The sequence below is a fragment of the Blastococcus sp. SYSU D00813 genome (assembly GCF_054050735.1).
Genome location: NZ_JBJGZX010000056.1, coordinates 1 through 19,315, shown reverse-complemented (window position 1 = coordinate 19,315; position 19,315 = coordinate 1). Strand labels below are relative to the sequence as shown.

At 75.6% G+C, this 19,315-nt stretch carries 22 protein-coding genes; 16 read left to right on the top strand and 6 right to left on the bottom strand.

The window, feature by feature from the left end; all coding sequences use genetic code 11:
* Positions 1-84: 84 nt before the first annotated feature.
* Positions 85-1,089 (bottom strand): RNA polymerase sigma factor SigF, encoded by a 1,005-nt coding sequence (locus ACI8AX_RS22640; RefSeq protein ID WP_456552126.1) that lies wholly within the window; start codon positions 1,087-1,089, stop codon positions 85-87.
* Positions 1,086-1,577, bottom strand: a complete 492-nt coding sequence (locus tag ACI8AX_RS22635; RefSeq protein ID WP_456552125.1) for an ATP-binding protein — start codon at positions 1,575-1,577, stop codon at positions 1,086-1,088. The genes ACI8AX_RS22640 and ACI8AX_RS22635 overlap by 4 nt, the downstream gene beginning before the upstream one ends.
* A 207-nt stretch (positions 1,578-1,784) precedes the next feature.
* On the opposite strand from ACI8AX_RS22635, the gene ACI8AX_RS22630 reads away from it, so the two are divergent.
* Together ACI8AX_RS22630 and ACI8AX_RS22625 are read left to right on the top strand one after the other, a co-directional pair.
* A complete protein-coding gene (locus ACI8AX_RS22630; RefSeq protein WP_456552124.1) occupies positions 1,785-3,626 on the top strand; it encodes a SpoIIE family protein phosphatase in 1,842 nt (613 codons plus the stop codon).
* 60 nt (positions 3,627-3,686) lie between these two features.
* Positions 3,687-4,694: a DNA topoisomerase IB gene (locus ACI8AX_RS22625; protein ID WP_456552123.1), complete on the top strand. Its 1,008-nt coding sequence runs from the start codon at positions 3,687-3,689 to the stop codon at positions 4,692-4,694.
* Positions 4,695-4,825: 131 nt separating this feature from the next.
* Here ACI8AX_RS22625 and ACI8AX_RS22620 read toward each other — a convergent pair whose 3' ends face one another.
* Together ACI8AX_RS22620 and ACI8AX_RS22615 are read right to left on the bottom strand one after the other, a co-directional pair.
* Positions 4,826-5,224, bottom strand: a complete 399-nt coding sequence (locus ACI8AX_RS22620) for an STAS domain-containing protein (protein WP_456552122.1) — start codon at positions 5,222-5,224, stop codon at positions 4,826-4,828.
* Between the two features lie 256 nt (positions 5,225-5,480).
* Positions 5,481-5,894 (bottom strand): hypothetical protein, encoded by a 414-nt coding sequence (locus ACI8AX_RS22615; RefSeq protein ID WP_456552121.1) that lies wholly within the window; start codon positions 5,892-5,894, stop codon positions 5,481-5,483.
* Between the two features lie 153 nt (positions 5,895-6,047).
* Between ACI8AX_RS22615 and ACI8AX_RS22610 the strand changes: the two genes are divergently transcribed.
* The 5 genes from ACI8AX_RS22610 (at position 6,048) to purU (ending at position 10,622) form a co-directional block, all read left to right on the top strand.
* Positions 6,048-6,638 (top strand): DUF1360 domain-containing protein, encoded by a 591-nt coding sequence (locus ACI8AX_RS22610; protein WP_456552120.1) that lies wholly within the window; start codon positions 6,048-6,050, stop codon positions 6,636-6,638.
* Between the two features lie 109 nt (positions 6,639-6,747).
* Positions 6,748-7,767, top strand: coding sequence for a non-homologous end joining protein Ku (ku, locus tag ACI8AX_RS22605; RefSeq protein WP_456552119.1), 1,020 nt, complete (start codon positions 6,748-6,750; stop codon positions 7,765-7,767).
* 37 nt (positions 7,768-7,804) lie between these two features.
* Positions 7,805-8,749, top strand: a complete 945-nt coding sequence (gene ligD, locus ACI8AX_RS22600; protein WP_456552118.1) for a non-homologous end-joining DNA ligase — start codon at positions 7,805-7,807, stop codon at positions 8,747-8,749.
* On the top strand, positions 8,746-9,666 hold the full coding sequence (gene ligD, locus ACI8AX_RS22595) for a non-homologous end-joining DNA ligase (RefSeq protein ID WP_456552117.1): 921 nt from the start codon (positions 8,746-8,748) through the stop codon (positions 9,664-9,666). The genes ligD (ACI8AX_RS22600) and ligD (ACI8AX_RS22595) overlap by 4 nt, the downstream gene beginning before the upstream one ends.
* A 74-nt stretch (positions 9,667-9,740) precedes the next feature.
* Complete coding sequence (gene purU / locus ACI8AX_RS22590; RefSeq protein WP_456552116.1) at positions 9,741-10,622, top strand: formyltetrahydrofolate deformylase; 882 nt, start codon at positions 9,741-9,743, stop codon at positions 10,620-10,622.
* Positions 10,623-10,653: 31 nt separating this feature from the next.
* On the opposite strand, the gene ACI8AX_RS22585 is transcribed toward purU, so the two are convergent.
* Together ACI8AX_RS22585 and ACI8AX_RS22580 are read right to left on the bottom strand one after the other, a co-directional pair.
* A complete protein-coding gene (locus tag ACI8AX_RS22585) occupies positions 10,654-11,616 on the bottom strand; it encodes a proteasome assembly chaperone family protein (protein WP_456552115.1) in 963 nt (320 codons plus the stop codon).
* A gap of 92 nt (positions 11,617-11,708) precedes the next feature.
* Positions 11,709-12,995 (bottom strand): AI-2E family transporter, encoded by a 1,287-nt coding sequence (locus tag ACI8AX_RS22580; protein WP_456552114.1) that lies wholly within the window; start codon positions 12,993-12,995, stop codon positions 11,709-11,711.
* A 72-nt stretch (positions 12,996-13,067) separates the two neighbouring features.
* Between ACI8AX_RS22580 and ACI8AX_RS22575 the strand changes: the two genes are divergently transcribed.
* From ACI8AX_RS22575 to fabG, 9 genes are all read left to right on the top strand, one after another.
* Entirely contained in the window at positions 13,068-13,535 is a 468-nt protein-coding gene (locus ACI8AX_RS22575) for a PPOX class F420-dependent oxidoreductase (RefSeq protein WP_456552113.1), read from the top strand.
* Positions 13,536-13,556: 21 nt separating this feature from the next.
* On the top strand, positions 13,557-14,063 hold the full coding sequence (locus tag ACI8AX_RS22570; protein ID WP_456552112.1) for a hypothetical protein: 507 nt from the start codon (positions 13,557-13,559) through the stop codon (positions 14,061-14,063).
* Positions 14,064-14,113: 50 nt separating this feature from the next.
* Positions 14,114-14,674 carry a hypothetical protein gene (locus tag ACI8AX_RS22565; protein ID WP_456552111.1) on the top strand — a complete coding sequence of 187 codons (561 nt, stop codon included), beginning with the start codon at positions 14,114-14,116 and terminating at the stop codon, positions 14,672-14,674.
* Positions 14,675-14,710: 36 nt separating this feature from the next.
* Positions 14,711-15,460, top strand: coding sequence for a dienelactone hydrolase family protein (locus ACI8AX_RS22560; RefSeq protein WP_456552110.1), 750 nt, complete (start codon positions 14,711-14,713; stop codon positions 15,458-15,460).
* A gap of 117 nt (positions 15,461-15,577) precedes the next feature.
* Positions 15,578-16,999 carry an AI-2E family transporter gene (locus ACI8AX_RS22555; RefSeq protein ID WP_456552109.1) on the top strand — a complete coding sequence of 474 codons (1,422 nt, stop codon included), beginning with the start codon at positions 15,578-15,580 and terminating at the stop codon, positions 16,997-16,999.
* A 53-nt stretch (positions 17,000-17,052) separates the two neighbouring features.
* Entirely contained in the window at positions 17,053-17,319 is a 267-nt protein-coding gene (locus ACI8AX_RS22550; protein ID WP_456552108.1) for a hypothetical protein, read from the top strand.
* Entirely contained in the window at positions 17,316-17,813 is a 498-nt protein-coding gene (locus tag ACI8AX_RS22545; RefSeq protein ID WP_456552127.1) for an AAA family ATPase, read from the top strand. Before ACI8AX_RS22550 ends, ACI8AX_RS22545 begins: the two co-directional genes overlap by 4 nt.
* A 46-nt stretch (positions 17,814-17,859) precedes the next feature.
* Positions 17,860-18,279 carry a DUF350 domain-containing protein gene (locus ACI8AX_RS22540; RefSeq protein WP_456552107.1) on the top strand — a complete coding sequence of 140 codons (420 nt, stop codon included), beginning with the start codon at positions 17,860-17,862 and terminating at the stop codon, positions 18,277-18,279.
* 133 nt (positions 18,280-18,412) lie between these two features.
* Complete coding sequence (fabG, locus tag ACI8AX_RS22535; RefSeq protein ID WP_456552106.1) at positions 18,413-19,174, top strand: 3-oxoacyl-ACP reductase FabG; 762 nt, start codon at positions 18,413-18,415, stop codon at positions 19,172-19,174.
* Positions 19,175-19,315 lie beyond the last annotated feature (141 nt).

Sequence of the window (19,315 nt, the reverse complement as noted above, 5' to 3'; positions counted from 1 at the left end):
AGCTCGGTCCCGGGCCACCGGCGTCCGGCCCCGTCCGGAGGCCCGCCCCGAGGGTGCGAGGGGTGAGGGGGACGGGGTCCTTCGTCAGTCCTTGAGCAGGCCCTCGCGGAGCTTGGCCAGCGTCTGGCTGAGCAGCCGGGACACGTGCATCTGCGAGATGCCGATGTCGGCGGCGATCTGCGACTGGGTCATGTTGCCGAAGAACCGCAGGATCAGGATCCGCCGCTCGCGGGCGGGGATCGTGGCCAGCAGCGGCTGCAGCGACTCGCGGTACTCGACGCCCTCCAGCGCGGCGTCCTCCTCGCCCAGCGTCGCCGCCAGGGTGGGGGAGTCGTCCTCGCCGGAGAGCCGCTCGTCGAGGGAGCTGCTGCGGTAGGCGTTGGCGACCGCCAGGCCCTCCAGCACCTCCTCGCGGGGGATGCCCAGGTGCTCGGCGAGCTCGCTGGGCGTCGGCGCCCGGCCGTTCTTCTGCGCCAGCTCGCCGACGGCGGAGTTCAGCGACAGGTGCAGCTCCTGCAGCCGCCGCGGCACCCGCACCGACCAGCCCTGGTCGCGGAAGTGCCGCTTGATCTCGCCGGTGATGGTCGGGACGGCGAAGGAGAGGAACTCCACCCCGCGCGTCGGGTCGAACCGGTCGATGGCGGCGATGAGGCCCAGCGTCCCGACCTGGAGGAGGTCGTCGAAGGGCTCGCCGCGGTTGCTGAACCGGCGGGCGAAGTGCCGCACCAGCGGCAGGTGCTCCTCGACCAGGACCTCCCGCAGCCGCTCCCGGCGCGGGTCGTCCTTGTCGAGCGAGGCGAGCTCGGCGAACAGCGGCGCGGTCCGCTCGGCCCGGCGCCGGTTGTCCGACACCGGCACGGCCTCCTCGCCCTCCGCGCGGGGGGTCGGCACGGCCGGGCCGTCGTCGGCCGCCTCCTCGTCGTCGGCGTCGTCGGCGTCCTCGTCGACGTCCTCGTCGACCTCGGCCGTGTCGGGCTCGTCGGTGGAGGCGGTCTCGTCGGGGGTCCGCTCGTCCCCGGGGGCGGTGTCCTCGCCGTGCAGGGTGTCCTCCTCGGCGGTCGGGTGTCCGGTGGCTGTCCCCGGGGTCACCGCGCGACCGAGACGTTCCGGCCCGAGCCGATCGGGCTCGGACCCTGGCCCGGGAGGAACTTGTCCACCGAGATCAGCGCGACCGCGGCACCGCTGCCGTCGCCGGCGGGGACCTCCGCCTGCGTGGCCGGCCGGGCGTCGACGGCGTCGACCAGGGTCTGCAGCACCGCCCAGCCGAACCCGTCGCGGGGGACCTCCGTGCCGTCGGCGGTGGGCACCCAGGCGTCGATGTGCAGACCGGAGCGCGTGGTCTCGAACACGACGGTCAGCGGCTCCTCCGGCAACCCGATCGCCGCCAGCGTGGCGCACGCCTCGTCGACGGCCAGGCGGAGGTCCTCGACCGAGTCGAGGTCGTAGTCCATCCGGATGGCCAGGTCGCCCGCCATCGCCCGCACCGCGGGCAGCTGGGTCGGCGTGGTGGGCACCCGCAGTTCCAGTCGTTCGGCGCGCCGCCCGTCCTGGGCGAGTGCCCCCCTGCGATCCACCATGCGTCCGTACTCCTCAGGTCCTCGTCGGGCCGGCGCCTCGGCGGCGTCGGCTCCGGCGTCCCATCCTGCCCGAGAGCCGCGCCCGGCCGGGGGCACGGGCGGCCCCGGGGCGGCGCCGACCCGGCGCGATACCCGGGTCCGAGGGGCGCCAAACCGCCGGTCCGGCGCGGTTGCCGGGGTCCGGGGCCTGGTGTCCACTGACCGGAGATGGACACCAGCCAGGACGCCCGGTCGCCGGAGCCCCCGCCCGCCGAGGTCACGGGTGCCGGCACGCTCGTGTCCGCGCTGGAGGACGCGCCCGCGGCGATGACCTGCCTCGCCGGCGCCGACCTGCGACCGGTGTGGTCCAACGCGCGCGCCCGCGAGCTGGGCTCGGGCCGGCAGGCGCTGCCCCTGGTGGCGGGACGTCCGGTCGAGGAGCTGGCCCGCGTCGCCCTGCGCACGGGCCGGACGGAGACGGTCACCGGGCTGCTCGGCGCCGACGGCCCGCCGGCCACGCTGGTGCTCCAGCCGCTGACCGTGGCCGGCGAGCCCGGGGTGCTGCTGGTCCTGGAGACCGGCGTCGGCGCGGACGCCGACCTCGACGCCGACCTCGTGCAGCAGGTCCAGTCCGCGCTCCTGCCGCCGGCGCTGCCGTTGCTGCCCGACATCCGGGTGTCGGGCAGCTACGAGCGGGCGACCTCCCCCGACGCCGCCGGCGGCGACTGGTACGACGCCGTCCCCCTCGGGGCGGGCCGGCTCGCCCTCGTCATCGGGGACGCCGTCGGCTCCGGGGCCCCGGCGGCCGGGGCGATGGGGCGGCTGCGCGGGGCGATGCGCTCGGTCGCGATGCGCGACCCGTGGCCGGGGGCCGTGGTCGCCGCCCTGGACGACTTCGCCGGGCAGATGGAGGACGTCGAGGGCGCCTCGGTGTTCTACGGCGTCCTCGAGGCCGGCACCGGCCGGCTCACCTACGCCGCGGCCGGGCACCCCGCGCCGCTCGTCGTGGCCGCCGACGGCAGCACGACCTTCCTGCCGCTGGTGCCGCGCCCGCCGCTGGGCAGCGTCCCCGGCAGCCGCACGGACGTCTCCTCCGTGGTGCTGGAGAAGGGGTCCACCCTGGTCCTGTTCTCCGACGGTGCCGTGACCGCAGCCGGCCCGCCGCCGACGCACGGGCTGACCCACCTGGCCGAGGTGGCCCGCTCCGTGGTCGCCCGCGGGGAGGGCGGCGACGGGATCGGCTCGGTCGACCTCGCCGCCGCCGTCGCCGAGCGCCTGCCGGCGCCGGAGGGCCGGCCGGACGACGTCGCCGTCCTCGTGGCCCACCGGCTGGCCGACACCCCGGCGCCGCTGCGGCTGGACCTGCCGGCCGTGCCCTCCTCGCTCCCGGCGGTCCGCCGCCGGCTGGGCGCGTGGCTGGACCGCCTCGGCATGGGTGAGCAGGACCGGGTCGGCGTCATGGTCGCGGTGGGGGAGGCGGCCGCCAACGCCGCCGAGCACGCCTACCGCGACGGCGAGCCGGGGCCGATGCACGTCTCGGCGGCGGTCGACCAGGACGGCGTCCTGACCGTGGTCGTCCGCGACGAGGGCACCTGGCGGCCACCGGACCGCGACCCCGGCAGCCGCGGCCGCGGGCTGCTGATCATGCGGCAGCTCGTCGACGGCGTCGTCCTCCAGGAGGAGGACGGGACGACGGTGACGCTCCGGCTGCGCCTGCGCCGCGTGCCCGACGACGGCCACGAGCACGCCCCCGCCGGCTCGACGGCGGCGGTGGTGGTCGACCGCACGGGGGAGCGGCCGGTGGTGCGCGTCGACGGCGAGCTCGACATCCTCAGCGCCGAGCAACTCCGCATCCGCCTGCTGGAGGCCAGCCACGGCGGCACCGGCCGGGTCGAGCTGGACCTGACGGCCGTCACGCTGTTCAGCAGCGCCGCGGTCCGGGTGGTGCTGGCCATCGCGCGGATCGCCCGCGACGAGGGCTGGCAGCTCGTGGTGCACGCCCCCGACGGCGGGGTGACCCGGCACGTCCTGGAGATCAGCGGGCTGCCGGGGCTGGTCGACATCCGCTGACCGGGCGACGATCGGTGCCGTTCCGGTTTGGACAACCGGATCGCGGCACATCCACCGGGGGTGAGACTGCGCCGCAGCGACGTGAACGGTCCCGGCTGGAGTCGCCGGCGCGCCGGCCGGGGCTTCGCCTACTACGACGAGGACGGCGTCCTCATCAAGGACGACCGGCTGGACCGGCTGCGGTCCCTGGCGATCCCGCCCGCCTGGAAGGACGTGTGGATCTGCCCGTGGCCCAACGGGCACATCCAGGCCACCGGGGTCGACGCCGCCGGTCGCCGGCAGTACCGCTACCACGAGCAGTGGCGGGCCCGGCGCGACGCCGAGAAGCACGAGCGGGTGCTGGAGATCGCCCACCAGCTGCCCGACGTCCGCGACGAGGTCGTGGACGCGCTGCACAGCCGGGGCCTCAACCGCGAGCGGGTGCTCGCCTGTGCGGTCCGGCTGCTCGACCTCGGCGCGTTCCGCGTCGGCAGCGAGCAGTACGCCGAGGACAACGGCACCTACGGGCTGGCCACGCTGCGCCGGGAGCACGTGTCGGTCCGCGGGGAGCGGACCTTCTACTCCTACACCGCCAAGGGCGGCATCGAGCGCGAGGTCGAGATCACCGACAAGCCGACCGCCGACGTGGTGCGCGCGCTGCTCAAGCGCCCGGAGGGGACGGGGGAGGAGCTGCTCGCCTACCAGCTGGACGACGGCAGCTGGCACGACGTCACGAGCACGGAGATCAACGCCTACCTCAAGGAGATCAGCGGCGCGGAGATCACCGCCAAGGACTTCCGCACCTGGACGGCGACCGTGCTCATGGCCGCCCAGCTGGCCGAGGCCCCGCCGCCGAAGTCCAAGACGGGCCGCAAGAAGGTGATCAGCACGGCGTACAAGGCGGTGTCCGAGCAGCTGGGCAACACGCCCGCGGTGTGCAAGGCCAGCTACGTCGACCCCCGGGTCGTCGACCGGTACGAGCACGGCGAGACGGTGGCGCCGGCGCTGCGCGAGGCGGCCGAGGCCGAGAACGACCGCGACGCCCAGCGGGTGCTCGAGGCGGCGGTCTGCCAGCTGCTGCACGCCTGAGCGCTCGCCGGACGGCGACCCGTCCCGACACGACGAGGGCCCCCGCCGGACGGCGGGGGCCCTCGTCGTCTGCGGCCCCCTGCAGGGGCCCGCTGCGAGCTAGCGAGCAGTGGGGGGCAGGGGGTCCTCGCTCAGCGCGCGCTGCCGTCCACGATGGTGAACAGGTCGATCAGGCCGGTCACCTCGAGCGGTCGGGTGACCGCGCGGGTGGTGGCGACGAGCCGGAGCTCGACGTCGCGGCTGCGCGCCGACTTCTGCGTCTCCACCAGGACGGCCAGACCGGCCGACCCGAGGAACTGGACGCCGGACAGGTCGATCACGAGTTCGCGCGGCTGCTGCTCCAGCTGGGTGTCCAGCGACGAGCGGAGCACCGGCGCGGTGAACGTGTCCACTTCGCCGACGACCGTCACCGTGACAGCGCCGTCCTCACCAGTGCTGGTGGAGAGCGTGATCACGTCGTCGAAGGGGGCCTCGGTGCCCTCGTTCGGCACGTCGGACTGACCCTCGGCGGGCAGGTCGGGTGTGGTCACGGACGAGCTCCTCTCAACGGCAGTGCCCGGCGGCACGGCCGCGGGGCCAATCTACCGCCGTGCGGGACGCCGGTGTCGACGCCCCCGGGCACACGCCCGGTCGGACGGTGTCTGTGCCGGGGCACACCCCGGCACGGGCGCGGCTGCCTGCTCAACCGCGCTTACAACGTAGACAACCGGGTCGACGCCCGCCAACCCGCCACCCGGGGAGCCCGGGGGGCGGGTCGGGGGACGGCCGGGGAGCGGGCCGGCGCGCTCAGCCGTCCGTCACGTGCATCGCCGCCTCCTCGGGACCCTCCCCGCCGGCCGGCGCGTCGGCGGTGGCCTCGACGTCGTCGGCGGTGGTGTTGGTCCCGGAGTCGGAGAACGGCGAGGTGGACGTGTCCTGCTCCAGCTGCATCGTGGCGCGCTGGGGGTCCTCCGCGGCCCGGACGCCGGGCTGCACGTCGGGCTCCTCGCGGTCGAGCCGGCCGCTCAGCGACTCGCCCTGGGACTGCTCGAAGGCGGTGGTGCCGAAGTCGGTGGAGGCGCCGGGGCGCTCGCCCGGCAGCGGGGCGAACTCGGGGTCCTCGTTCCAGGTCTGGGTGGGCGAGTCGTCCTGTGAGACCTCGGGGATGCCCTCGTCCTCGGGGTGGACGTCGCGGGCGGTCTGGCCCTCGGGCGTGGTCATGGGGTGCTGCCTCCTCCTGCGCGGTGACCCGCGCGGCGTTCCGTCGGCGGCCGGTGCCACGGCCGCGGTCCCTCCCCGCCTACCCGCCCGCCCCGAGACCATGCGGGTCGCGCCGATGGGTCGCGGCGGGGCTGCCGGGGTAGCGCCGGTGCCATGGCGATCGGCGACGACCTTCAGCGGGCCACCTCTGCGTCACTGGCCCCCCTCCGCCGCTGGGCGCGCACCCAGCGGCACGAGTACTCCCAGGGGGAGCCCCGGCCGCTGGCCGGCGACCTGGGGGCGATGGGGGTCTACCTCGGCCTGGTCTCCGCCGGTGCCGCCGCGGTACGGGCATCCGGTCGCGAGCTGCCCGACCGCATCCCGCCGGGGGACGCCGCGCTGCTCGCCGTCGCAACCTTCCGGCTGGCCCGGCGGATCGCCAAGGACCCGGTGACCGCGCCGATCCGGGCGCCCTTCACCGCGTTCCAGGGCCCCTCCGGCCACGCCGAGGTGGCCGAGGAGGTGCGCGAGCACGGCGGCGTGAAGCACGCGGTCGGGGAGCTGCTCACCTGCCCGTTCTGCCTGGCCCAGTGGGTAGCCACCGGCCTGGTGTTCGGCTACGCCACCGCACCGAAGGCCACCCGGCTGGCCGCGCTGACGATGACCCTGGTCGCCTCCTCCGACGTCCTGCAGTTCGTCTACGACGCCATCCAGAACGGCGGCCTGGAGCCGGCGCCGAAGGAGGAGCCGCAGGGCGTGGCGTGAGCTCCGTCCTCCGGACGGGGGAGGCGGACCGCCGTCGACCTGCCGGCGGGCCCGCACCCGGCCTAGGCTGCGGGTTCGGGTGTCGGTGGGGGGCGGGAGGAGGCACGGCGTGCCGAGGTCGATCTGGCGGGGTGCGGTCTCCTTCGGGCTGGTCAGCATCGGCGTGAAGCTGTACTCCGCGACCGAGGACAAGGACATCCGCTTCCACCAGGTCCACGCCCCCGACGGCGGCCGGATCAAGTACAAGCGGGTCTGCTCGATCGACGGCGAGGAGGTCGAGTACGCGGACATCGCCAAGGGCTACGAGCTGCCCGACGGCCAGCTGGTGATCCTGACCGACGAGGACTTCGAGGACCTGCCGCTGTCGACGCGGCGGGAGATCGACGTCCTGCAGTTCGTCGACCAGGAGGAGATCGACCCGATCCACTTCGAGAAGACCTACTACCTCGAGCCCGACGGCCCCGCCGTCCGCCCCTACGTCCTGCTGCGCGACGCCCTGCAGAACGCCGGGCAGGTCGCCATCACCAAGATCGCGCTCCGCCAGCGGGAGTCGCTGGCCGCCCTGCGGGTGCGCGACGACGTGCTCGTCCTGCACACGATGCGCTGGCCCGACGAGATCCGCCGTCCCGACTTCGCGTTCCTCGACGAGGACGTCGCGGTCCGGCCGCAGGAGCTGCAGATGGCCGAGGCGCTCATCTCCTCGATGTCGGGGGAGTTCGACCCGCACGAGTTCACCGACGACTACCGCGAGGCCATGACGGCGCTGCTGGAGGCCAAGCAGACCGGCGGCGAGGTGCAGCCGGTGCCCGAGACCGCCGACCCGGGCGCGGCGGTGGTCGACCTGATGAGCGCGCTGCGGCGCAGCGTCGAGAAGGCCCGCGGCGGCAGTGCCGACGACGAGGACGCCGCCCCGGCCGAGCGCGCCCCGGCGAAGAAGGCGACGGCGCCGCGCCGGGCCGCCGCCGAGGAGGCCGACGAGGCGCCGGCGAAGCGGACCGCGAAGAAGGCACCCGCGGCCGCGGAGAAGTCCACGGCGGCGAAGAAGACGGCCGCGAAGAAGACCACCGCGGCGGAGAAGACGACCGCGGCCGAGAAGGCCCCGGCCAAGCGGACCCGCCGCAGCGCCTGAGGTGGCCCGCCCCGAACCGCCGCCCGTCCCCGCACCGATGCTCGCCACCCCGGGCGAGCTGCCGCCCGCCGCCGAGGACGGCCGCTGGGGCTACGAGTTCAAGTGGGACGGCGTCCGGGCGGTCTCGCTGGTGCGCGACGGCCGGGTCGGGCTGTGGGCTCGCAGCCGCACCGAGATCACCGTGCGGTACCCCGAGGTGACCCGGCCCCCGGCGGCGCTGGCCGGCCGCGACGCCGTGCTCGACGGCGAGATCGTGTCGCTGGACGCCCTCGGCCGCCCCGACTTCGGCGCGCTGCAGGGCCGGATGCACCGCACCGGGCCGGAGGTGCGCCGGATGGCCGCCGCCGCGCCGGTCACCTACCTCGTGTTCGACCTGCTCGCCCTGGACGGCGAGGACCTGACCGCGCTGCCCTACGCCGCGCGGCGCGCTCGGCTCGACGAGCTGGAGCCGGCCGGGGAGCGGTGGGTGGCCACGCCGTGGTTCCGGGGCGGCGGCGCCGACGTGCACGCCGCCAGCCGGGAGAACGGGCTGGAGGGCGTCGTCGCCAAGCGGCTGGACAGCACCTACCGCCCCGGCGTCCGGGCGCCGGAGTGGCGCAAGGTCAAGCACCTGCGGATGCAGAGCGTCGTCGTCGGCGGCTGGCGGCCCGGGCAGGGCCGGCGCGCCGGCGGCGTCGGCTCGCTGCTGGTCGGCGTGCACGACGACGACGGCCGGCTGGTCTACGCCGGGCACGTGGGCACCGGGTTCACCGACGCCGCGCTGCGGGAACTGGACCCGCTGATGACCGCGCGCGCCACCGCACCGTTCGCCGACGCGCTCCCGCGCGAGGTGACCCGGGACGCGCGCTGGGTCGAACCGCGGCTCGTCGGCGAGGTGGCCTTCGCCGGCTGGACCGCCGACGGCCGGATGCGCCACCCCTCCTGGCGCGGGCTGCGCGACGACCTCGACCCGGAGGAGGTGACCGAGGAGTGGCAGGGGTGAGCCGCCAGCGGGTGCGGGTCGACGGCCGCCAGCTGGAGGTCTCCAACCTCGAGAAGGTGCTCTTCCCGGAGGTGTCGTTCACCAAGGCCCAGGTGATCGACTACTACGTCCGGATCGCCCCGGTCCTGCTGCCGCACCTGTCCGGCCGCCCGGTCACCTTCACCCGCTGGCCCGACGGCGTCGAGGGGCAGGCGTTCTTCGAGAAGAACAGCGCCCGGCACGCCCCGGACTGGGTGCGCAAGGTGACCGTGCCGAGCCCGGGCAGCTCGAAGGGCCGCGAGACCCTCGACATGGTCGTGCTCGAGACCGTCGCCGACCTCGCGTGGGCGGCCAACCTCGCCGCCCTGGAGCTGCACGTGCCGCAGTGGCAGGTCGGCAGCCGGCTGCAGCCCACCCTGCCCGACCTGCTGGTGCTCGACCTCGACCCCGGGCCGCAGACCGGCATCGCCGAGTGCTGCCGGGTCGCCGAGCGGCTGCGCCGGCGGCTGGTCGACGACGGCCTCGACCCCGTGGTGAAGACGAGCGGGTCCAAGGGCATGCAGGTGTACGCGCCGATCCGGGTGACCGACCGCGACCACCCCAGCCGGTACGCCAAGGCGCTGGCCCAGGAGCTGTCCGCCGAGACGCCGGACGAGGTCGTGTGGCGGATGGAGAAGGTGCTCCGCCCGGGCAAGGTCTTCATCGACTGGAGCCAGAACAACCCGGCCAAGACGACGGTCGCGCCGTACTCGCTGCGCGCCCGGCCCGACGCGACGGTGTCGACACCGATCGGCTGGGACGAGGTCGACGCGGTCAACGAGGGCGCCGACCCCGGCCTGCTGCGCTTCCGCACCGAGGAGGTCCTGCACCGGGTCGAGGACTACGGGGACCTGTTCGACGTCGCCGACCGCACCCGCGCCCGCCTGCCTGCGGCCTGACGCCCACCCCCAAGGGGTGCCCCGACCGTGCCGCCGCGGTCCGGCGGGCCGGCGGTGGGGGAGGATCCCTGATCGTGCTGCCTGCTGCTCCCGCGGACCCCGCCACCACCGACGCCGGCCGCCTCGTGGTGCGCTGCCCCGACCGGCCCGGCATCGTCGCCGTCCTCTCCCGGCTGCTCGCCGACGTCGGCGCGAACATCACCGACTCGCAGCAGCACTCCTCCGACCCGACGGGCGGCACCTTCACCCTGCGCCTGGAGTTCGTCCTCGCCGACCTGGCCGAGCGCCGGCCGCAGCTCGAGGGCGCGCTGGACCTGCTGGCCCGGCAGTGGCAGATGACCTGGCGGCTCACCGAGGCCAGCGCCCGTCCGACGATCGCCGTCTTCGTCAGCAGGACCGACCACGTCCTGCAGGAGCTGATCTACCGGGTCCGCGCCGGTGACCTGCGCGCCGACATCACCGCCGTCGTCTCCAACCACCCCGACCTCGAGCCGGTGGCGGCCGCGGCCGGCATCCCGTTCCACCACGTCCCGGTGACGCCGGGGACCAAGGCCGAGGCGGAGGCCCGCGCCCTGGAGATCGTGGGGGACGCCGACCTGGTCGTGCTCGCCCGCTACATGCAGATCGTGTCGCCGGAGTTCTGCAGCCGGTTCCCGGAGCGGCTGATCAACATCCACCACAGCTTCCTGCCGGCGTTCGTCGGCGCGAACCCCTACCAGGCGGCCCACGACCGCGGGGTGAAGCTCATCGGCGCGACCGCGCACTACGTGACCGCGGAGCTCGACGCCGGCCCGATCATCGAGCAGGAGGTCGCCCGCGTGGACCACCGGGCCACCGTCGCCGACATGCGCCGGGTGGGCCGCTACGTCGAGCGCCAGGTGCTCGCCCAGGCCGTGACCTGGCACGTGGAGGACCGGGTGATCGTCGAGGGCGACCGCACGATCGTCTTCGCGTAGGTCGTCCGTCCCCGCGGGGACCCCCGCCGGCCTACTCCCCGCGCCGCTTCTCCTGCTCGGCCAGGAACCGCTCGAACTCGTCGGCGATCTCCTCGCCGCTGGGCACCTCGCCGCGGGCGCCGAGCAGGCCGGAGTCCCCGTGCGCGGCGGTGAAGTCGTCGTACTGCTGCTCCAGCGCGGCGACGACGGCGGTGTTCTCCGGCGACCGGGCGATCTGCTCGTCGACCTCCGTCCGGTTGGCCTCCGCGGCCTCCCGCAGCGCCTCGGTCGGCAGGTGCAGCCCGGTCAGCTGCGCCAGGTGCTCCAGCAGGGTCAGCGAGGCCGCGGGGTAGGTGGCCTGGGCCAGGTAGTGCGGCACGTGCGCGGCGATGCCGTAGGCGTCGACCCCGGCCTCGCCCATCCGCAGCTCCAGCAGCGCCCCGACGCTGCCGGGGATGCGCACCTGCCCCCAGTAGACCGGGTAGCTCTCGATCAGCTGGCGCCGCGTGGCGTGCGCCGTCAGCGTCACGGGGCGGGTGTGCGGCACCGGCATCGGGATCGCGTGCAGCGCGACCACCGACGTCACGCCCAGCCGCTCGACCAGGTCGCGGACGGCGGTCACGAACCGCTCCCACGCGAAGTCCGGCTCGGCCCCGTGCAGGAGCAGGAACGGCTCGCCCGCGTCGTCCTCGAGCGCGTACAGGACGATCTCGGGCAGCGTGACGTCGGCGTAGCTGTCGCCGGTGAAGGTCATCCGCGGCCGGTGGGCGCGGTAGTCGACCAGCGCGTCGGCGTCGAAGCGGGCCACCACCTCGTGCGGCAGGCTCGCCAGCAGGTGGGCACCGGCCAGCGCGCCGGCGCGGGCGGCGTCGAAGTCCCCGGCCAGGTCGTGCACCAGGACCAGCCCGCGGCGCGCCCCGGCCGGGTCGGCGTGCTGCGCCAGCGCGCTCTCCCGGTCGAGGAACGGCCCGGCCGCGGGGAGCAGCTCCACCAGGTCCTCCGGTCGCAGCGCCACGTGTTCCTCCTCGACGACGTCCCGGGTGCGTCCCCGGTCCCCTCCGGCAGCTCCGCGGGGGCGTCCGGAATTCCCATGGTCCCCCGCGGGGGTCAGCCCTCCGGGCCGCCCGCGTCCTCCTCCGGCTTCGGGCCACGGTCGCCCGGAGGTGTCACCGGTTCCGGTTCCAGGTGGACGCCCTGGTCGTCACCGACCACCTGGGTGCGCAGCCCCTCGTCGGTGACCTCCGGCGACTTCCCGTCGAGCTGGTCGCGGGTGTACCGGTAGGTGACCGCGATCAGCGCGGCCACGGGCACGCCGAGGAACGCGCCGGTGATGCCGGCCAGGCTGCCGCCGGCGGTCACCGCCAGGATGACCACGGCGGCGTGCAGGTTGAACCCGCGCCCCTGGATGATCGGCTGCAGCACGTTGCCCTCGATCTGCTGCACGAGCAGCACGACGCCGAGCACGATGAGCGCCACGGTGAAGCCCTCGTCGACCAGGGCGATCAGGACGGCGAAGGCGCCGGCCACGAAGGCGCCGATGATCGGGATGAACGCGGCGAAGAACGTGATGACCGCGAGGGGCAGCACCAGCGGGACGTCGAGGATCCACAGCCCCAGGCCGATGAAGAAGGCGTCGATGAAGCCGACGAAGGCCTGCTGGCGGATGAACTCCGACAGCGTCGACCACGCCTTGTCCGACAGGGCGGCCACGTGCGGGGCCGCGCGGCGGCCGGTCTGCGCGGCCAGCCACGGCACCCAGCGCGGCCCGTCCTTGAGGAAGAAGAAGCAGAGGACCAGGGCCAGCACCAGGTTCAGCAGCGTGTTCCCGATCGCCGTCGCCCCGGTCGCCGCGTAGCTCGCGATGTCACCCGCGCGCGACTGCAGTTCGTTGATGGCCTGGTCGACCGCGTTGCCGATCTGCGCCTCGTCGATGTTGAACGGCGGGCCCTGCAGCCACTCCTGGACGTCCTGCAGACCGCCGGCCACCTGGTCGGCCAGGGTCTCGACCTGGTCGACGACCTGCGGCGCGATGATCGCGATGATCCCGCCGAAGACGGCGATCGCCCCCAGCAGGACCACCGAGGCGGCCAGCGCCGGCGGCCAGCCGTGCCGGCGCAGGAAGCGGGTGGGCGGCCAGAGCACGGTCGCGATGAGCAGGCCGATGACGATGGGCAGCAGGACGACCCACAGCGCGCCGACGATCTCGCCCAGCACGTACAGCGCCAGCACGATCAGCAGCAGCTCGGCCGAGGCGATCGCCACCGTGCGGATCCCGCGCTGCAGCCGGGCACCCCGCTCGTCGGAGGGCACCGGTGCGCTGGTCGCCGCCCCGGGGACGTCGGTCACGGCGGGCGGTCGCGGGGCCGCGGCCGTACGGCGGGGGAACAGCCTCATGGGTTCCATCGCAGCACAGACCACCCCGGCGCACCGGGCGACGGGCGCGGGCGTCGCACTACCGTGATCTCCATGCCCAGGACCGCCACCGCCGACCGCGTCGACCGCGCGGCGCTGCTCGACTTCCTCCGCCCCCGCCACAAGGCGGTGCTGGTCACCCGGCGCGCCTCCGGCGGGCCGCAGCTGTCCCCGGTGACCTGCGGGGTCGACGCCGAGGGACGCGTCGTCGTCTCCACGTACCCGCAGCGGGCGAAGGTGGCCAACGCGCGCCGCGACCCGGCCGTCTCCCTGTGTGTGCTCTCCGACGACTGGGACGGGCCGTGGGTGCAGGTCGACGGGACGGCGGAGGTGCTGGACCTGCCCGAGGCCCTCGAGCCGCTCGTGGAGTACTTCCGGTCGATCAGCGGTGAGCACCCCGACTGGGACGAGTACCGGGCGGCGATGGCCCGGCAGGGCAAGTCGCTGCTGCGGATCACCGTGGACCGGTGGGGTCCCGTCGCCACGGGCGGCTTCCCGGCGGAGGTCCTCGACAAGCTCTAGGGCTTGCCGCACGCTCGGCGCGTGCCGTTCGTGGTCAGCGTCGCCGCCGACGAGGACGCCGTCGTCCTGGCCGACCCGGCGGCGACGGTCGAGGCCGTGCTGCGCCTCGTCCGACACGGGCGCCGGCCGGTCGGGGTGGGCGCCGGGCCGCTGACGCGCGGGCCCGGCCCCCTCCGCGGGCCCGCCGCGCTGGCCGCCGCCTCCGCGCTCGCCGCGGCCGCGCGCCGCCCGGCCCGGCTGGCCGTCCGCGGCGCGCAGCCGGCCGAGGCGCTCGACGCCCAGGCCGTCCTCACCGCGCTGGCGACGCTGGTGACCCGCCGCAGCACGGCCGCCTGGGCCGCGGTGGACCTGCTCGCCGCCGGCCGCACCCAGGCCTCGGCGGCCGCGGCGCTCGGCGTCAGCCGGCAGGCGGTCGGCCAGCGGCTGGCGGCCGGCGGCTGGGACCTGGAGTGCGACCTGCGGCCGACGGCAGCGCGGCTGCTCGCCCGCGCCGAGGCCGAGGGGAGCCCCGGCCGCCGCGCGGAGTGATCACCGGGCGGTGAGAATGGGCCGGTCCCGTCCGGTCCCCAGGAGGTCCCGTGTCCCAGCCCCCCTCGTCCGGGCCCGCCGCGTCCGGCGGGATCCGCAACGCCGAGCTGCTGGGCGTCTACGTCAACGACCACCTGGCCGCGGCGACCGGCGGCGTCGAGCTGGTCTCCCGGATGCTGTCGCGCCACCGCGGCACCCCCTACGAGGCCCGGCTGGAGCAGCTGCTCGACGAGTTGCGCGAGGAGCGCTCGGCGCACGTCGCCATGGCCGGCGCGCTGGGCATCCCGGTCCGCGCCTACAAGCAGCTGGGCACCTGGGTGGCGGAGAAGCTGTCGCGGGCCAAGCTCAACGGCCGGCTGTTCTCCCGCTCCCCGCTCAGCGACCTGGTCGAGTTCGAGTTCATCGCCACCGCCGTCCTGGCCAAGCGGGCCGGGTTCGAGACGCTGCTGGAGCTGGCCGCCGTCGAGCCGCGGCTGGACCGGGCGCTGCTGGAGCGGCTGGTCGCCCAGGCCGACGACCAGCACCAGTGGCTGGCCGACGCCCGCCGCGAGGTGGCCGCCCGGGTCTTCGGCGGCCGTCCCGACGCCGCCGACCGGGCCGCCGACACCTGAGCTGCCCGCCCCCGGCCCGCCTGGTAGGGAAGGGGCATGTGCCACGACGCCGACAGCCGCCCGCCCGCACCGCCGCACTCCGGTGAGGTCGTCGAGCGGGGGCTGCTGACCCTGACCTCGGCCGACGGGACGGAGTTCGACGCCGCCTTCGCGGCCCCGGCGGGGGAGGCCCGCGCCGGCGTGGTCGTGCTCCCCGACGTGCGGGGCCTGCACCCCTACTACGTCGCGCTGGCCGAGCGCTTCGCCGAGGCGGGGTACCCCACGGTCGCCATCGACTACTTCGCGCGCACCGCCGGCCGGGCCGGCCGGGGCATCCGCGACCAGGACTTCGACTGGCAGACGCACATGCCGCAGACCACCGCGCAGGGCATCGACGGCGACACCGCGGCCGCGATCGAGCACCTGCGCGGCCGGACCCGGGCCGACCTGCCGGTGGTCACGGTCGGCTTCTGCTTCGGCGGCAGCAACGCCTGGCGGCAGGCCGAGGGCACGCTGCCGCTCGCGGCCACCGCCGGCTTCTACGGCCGGCCACAGATGGTCGGGGACTCCGCCGGGTCGGCCCGGCTGCCGGTGCTCATGCTCATCGCCGGCGACGACGCCGCGACGCCGGTGGCCGACCAGCTGGCCCTCGCCGAGCGGATGCGCGCGGCCGGCGCCGAGGTGGAGACGGCGGTCTACGACGGCGCGCCGCACTCCTTCTTCGACCGGGCCGCCGACCAGTGGGCCGAGGCCTCCGCCGACGCGTGGCGGCGGCTCCTGGCACTGCTGGACCGCGTCGCGGGGTGAGCGGCGGAGCGGTGCTCCTGCGACCGGCCCCGGGCGTGACACCCTGGGCACGGCCGCGGCGCAGGGCGCGCGGGGGCCGGCGGCGGGAGCCGTCGCACGGGGGAGAGCGGAGAACGAATGGTGGCCCAGCCCGCGCTGCCGGAGGGTGAGCGGAGCGGACGCGGCGGCACCGCGTCCGCGCTGGCGGCCGAGCTCGCCGATGCCCACGCGGAGGCGGCGCTCGCGGCTCCCGCGGCTCAGGCGCCGGGCGCCGCGCCCGCCGACCCCGTCGACCCGGCCGCCGGGGCCGTCGGGACCATCGGGGCCCCCGGGACCGAGGCCACCGTCCCCGCGGTAGCCGAGGCCGCCGCCCCCGCGGCGGGCGTGGAGCCGGGCGGCGCGGGGGGCCTGCCGCGGTGGCTGGTGCTGCTGCTGGGCGGCGCCGCCGCGACCATCGCGCTCAGCGGCGTCCGGACCCTCGCCTGGCTCATCGCCCCGGTGCTCCTGGCGCTGGTCATCGTGGTGGCGCTCATGCCGGTGCAGCGCTGGCTGCTGCGGCACGGCGTGCCGCGCTGGGCCAGCGCGACGGTCCTGCTGCTGCTCGTGTGGGCCGTCCTGCTGTCGTTCGTGGCGCTGCTCGTCGTCTCCGTCGCCCAGCTGGCCGCCCTGCTGCCGGACTACGCGCCCGAGTTCAACTCGCTGCTGCGCTCCGTCCAGGACGACCTGAACGACGCCGGGGTGGTCTCCGGCCAGATCAGCGACCTCGTCTCGCAGATCGACTACGGGCAGCTCGTGGGCGTGGCCACCGGCCTGCTGGCCAGCCTCACCGACGCCGCGTCGACCCTGCTGCTGCTCCTCTCGGCGCTGGTCTTCCTCGCCATCGAGTCCGGCGGCTTCGGCCGGCGGCTGGCGCTCATCGCCGCGGAGCGGCCGCACCTGCTCATCGCCATGGGCCTGTTCGCCCGCGGCACGCGCAGCTACCTGCTGGTCAGCACCGTGTTCGGCTTCTTCGTGGCGGTCGGGGACACCATCGCCCTGGCGATCATCGGCGTGCCGTTGCCGCTGCTGTGGGGCCTGCTGTCGTTCATCACGAACTACGTGCCCAACATCGGGTTCGTGCTGGGGCTGCTGCCACCGGCGCTGCTCGCGCTGCTGGACGGCGGCTGGTCGGACATGTGGGCCGTCGTCATCGTCTACTCGGTCCTGAACTTCGTGATCCAGACGCTGATCCAGCCGCGCTTCGTCGGCGACTCGGTCGGCCTGTCGATGACCGTCACCTTCGTCGCCCTGCTGTTCTGGGGGTGGGCGCTCGGGGCGCTCGGCGCGCTGCTGGCGATCCCGCTGACCCTGCTGGTCAAGGCGCTGCTGGTGGACGTCGACCCGCGCGGGCACTGGCTGGACTCGCTGCTGCGGGAGGAGCCCCGCGCACCGCGCACCAGCCGGGCGCGCCAGCGGGCGCAGGCCCGCCGCGCCGCCCTCGCGTCCGTGCGCGCCCTGCACGTCCCACGGCCGCACGTGCCCCGCCCGCACCGGCGCTCGCACGGCGCTGACCAGGACTGACGCGGAATGACGGGCCCGGCGCCGGCGTTGCAACGGTGTCGGGAGGAGACACCATGAAGGGCGACCGGATCGAGGTCGTGATCGACGCCGGCGGGAGCACCCGCACCTACGAGATCGAGGCCACCCGGGCCGGACGGCGGGTGGAGGTCACCCACGGCCGCGGGGTCGTAGAGGTCACCGAGAGCACCCGCGGCGGCACCCCGGTGCGCACCGCGCGGTTCATGGCCGGCCGCGTGCTGGCTCTGGTCGAGCACCCCGCGCCGCGGCCGGCGCTCGACGACGACGAGACGCCGGTGACCCGGCTGCGGAGGAGCGCCTGACCGCAGCCCCGCCACCCGCCCGCCCCGCCGGCCAGGAGCTCGTCGTCCTGGTCGGCCTGCAGGGCGCGGGCAAGACGACCTGGGTGGCGCGGCACCTGGCCGGCACGCACGCCGTCGTCAGCAAGGACCACTGGCCGCGCGCCCGCCGGCGGGAGGCCCGCCAGCAGCGGGTCGTGGCCGAGCTGCTGGCCGCCGGCCGCAGCGTGGCCGTGGACAACACCAACCCGTCCCCGGCCGAGCGCGCACCCCTGGTCGCCGCGGCCCGGGCGGCCGGGGTGCCGGTGCGCGCGGTCTGGCTGGACACCCCGCGGTCGGTGGCCGAGGCCCGCAACGCCGCCCGCCAGGGCGCGGCGCGCGTGCCCGAGGTGGGGCTCGCGGCCACCCGGGCCCGGTTCGCGCCGCCCACCGAGGGCGAGGGGTTCGACCGGGTCGACGTCGTGCGGGAGCCGGCCGGACCCGGTGCGGCGCTGCCGCCGGCGGGACCGGTGCGGTAGACACAGCAGGCCGCGTCGTCCCCCCGCACCCGGAGGTCCCCGTCCCATGCTGGAGAGCATCGGCTACGCCGTCGCCTACACGGGCGTGGGCATCGCGCTGCTCGTCCTCGGGTTCTTCGCCCTCGACCTGCTCACCCCCGGCCACCTCGGCCGGCACATCTACGAGCACCGGTCGGTCAACGCGGCGCTCACCCTCGCGGCGGGCTTCCTCGGCCAGGGCGCGATCGCGTTCGCCAGCATCTGGACCAACGCGACCAGCGGCTTCGGCGAGGCGCTGGGCTACACCGTCGCCTTCGGCATCCTGGGCGTGGTCCTGCAGGCCGTGGCGTTCCTCGTGCTCGACCTCGTCACGCCGGGCCGGCTGGGCACCCACCTGACCGAGCCGGACTTCCACCCGGCCAGCCTGGTGAGCGCCGCCGCGCAGCTCGCGGTGGCCGCGATCATCGTCGCCAGCATCTGGCCCTGAGCCGCGGCCGGCGTCCGGTGTCGGGTCCCCGCCCGGACCTCCGCGCGTCCGCGCCGGGTCCCCGCCGTACGGTGTCGGGCGAGCCCTGCGAGACGACCCGGCGCACAGGAGCGCCGGCAGGAGAAGGAGCGACATGACCGACGCACAGCGCCGCGTGGCCATCGTGACCGGCGCGGCCCGCGGGATCGGGGCCGCCACGGCGGAGCGCCTCGCCGCCGACGGCTTCGCCGTGGCCGTGGTGGACCTCGAGGAGTCGGCCGGCAAGAGCACGGTCGAGGCCATCCAGGCCGCCGGCGGCACCGCGCTGGCCGTGGGCGCCGACGTGAGCGACGCCGAGCAGGTGCAGGCCGCGGTCGACCGCATCGCCGCCGAGCTGGGCCCGCCGGTCGTGCTGGTGAACAACGCCGGCGTCACCCGCGACAACCTGCTGTTCAAGATGACCGAGACCGACTGGGACGTCGTCATGAACGTGCACCTGCGGGGCGCCTTCCTGATGACCCGCGCGGCGCAGAAGCACATGATCGACGCCAAGTGGGGCCGGATCGTCAACTTGTCGTCGACCTCGGCGCTGGGCAACCGCGGCCAGGCCAACTACTCCGCGGCCAAGGCCGGCATGCAGGGCTTCACCAAGACCCTCGCCATCGAGCTGGGCAAGTTCGGCGTCACCGCCAACGCGATCGCCCCCGGCTTCATCCAGACCGAGATGACCAAGGCGACCGCCGAGCGCCTCGGCGTCGGCTTCGACGACTTCATCCAGTTCAACGCCTCCCAGATCCCGGTCAACCGCGTCGGCCAGCCCGAGGACATCGCGCACCTCGTGTCGTTCTTCGTCAGCGAGGGCGCCGGCTTCGTCTCCGGCCAGGTCGTGTACGCCGCGGGTGGCCCGAAGGCCTGACCCCGCACCACCCCCGACGAGGCCCGGACGGCACCCGCCGTCCGGGCCTCGGGGGGGGGGGGGGGGGGGCGCCCCGGGGCCCCGGGGCCCGGGGGGGGGGGGGGGGGGGGGGGGGGGGGGGGGGGGGGGGGGGGGGGGGGG